Below are 1,062 nucleotides of genomic sequence, written 5' to 3'. Positions count from 1 at the left end.
GATCGGCGAAGAGGGTGGCGACCGTCTGGCGGCCGACCCAGCGGACCGGGCGGGCCTGGCCATCGGCGGTGAGGACGAGGTCGCCGATCGCCAGGGTCTCCACCGCCGCCTCGCCATCCGGCGTGCGGATGCGCGTGCCGGGGTAGAAGCAGATCACCGTGCCATCGACGAAGACCGGCTTGTCGGTCAGCGGGTCGATGGTGGTGACGTAGGTCGCCTTCCAGCCGGCGAAGGGCACGCCATTCTCGGCGAAGAAGAATTTTTGTGTGGTGCCGGGGATATGGGCGCGGAAGCCGGTGACCACCGTGCCGGAGGACGGGGCGGTCGCCGTGGCGACGCCGTCATAGGCATAGGTGGTCCCGGCGACGGTGAAGCGCTCGCTGATCTCGAGCGTCTGGCCCGCACCCGTCGCGGTGGTGTCGAGCGTGGCACCGGTCACCGGACGTCCGGTTGGGCCGCCCTGCGGGTTGAGGCTGTAGATGAACCAGTCGGCGGCACTCTGGGTCATGCTTGGCTCCCGCGCGGAAGGGTCCGCCGGCGCGGGTGGCGTCTGGCGCCGGGTGACCCATGCGAAAGAATATATTCTTGCATGCGAAATGCACCCTGAAGTTGTGTTCGATTGGTCCCGGCAGGCCTGCCCTCGGTTAGGCCGGTGTCGTTGCGGCTGAATGAACCGGTGCCGCCGCGGGCGGGCGGCGGCGTCCCACCCGGAATCCCGCCCGCGCCGGCCGCCCGCGATGGCGGCGAGACCGGTGCGGACCCCGGCGATCGCGGGCCATCGGGCCTTGGCAGGGGGCCCGCATGGTGCCGGCGGGAAGCGTGCCGGCTGCAGCACGGCCGCCTCGCGGGCCCGATCGGAGGAGGGCCAGGCGCGGTGGAATGGGCGGCGATGGCCAGCGGGCCGGGCTGCGCGGCGTTGCGGGCGGGCGGGAGCGGCTGCGCCGATCGCCGTCCCATCGCCGCCAGCGACCGGCGACCGGCCCGACCGGGGTGCCGGCAGGCGGTTGCGGGCAGCGATGGCCGCGGCCCCGGCCGGCGGGGTGTGGCGCCGCGGCCGGCGCA

Annotated in this window: 1 protein-coding gene; it reads right to left on the bottom strand. The window is 73.5% G+C overall.

Features of this window, described 5'->3' with window-relative positions; all coding sequences use genetic code 11:
- Positions 1 to 508: Hint domain-containing protein (locus E2C05_RS32000; RefSeq protein ID WP_192912570.1), on the bottom strand; the 508-nt coding region annotated here is incomplete at its 3' end.
- Between the last annotated feature and the right edge of the window lie 554 nt (positions 509 to 1,062).

Origin of the sequence: Paracraurococcus ruber, from assembly GCF_004353985.1 — a bacterium.
GTDB classification, from domain to species: domain Bacteria; phylum Pseudomonadota; class Alphaproteobacteria; order Acetobacterales; family Acetobacteraceae; genus Paracraurococcus; species Paracraurococcus ruber.
Note: the sequence above shows the minus strand (reverse complement) of the source record. Positions and strands in the feature narration are given on the sequence as shown.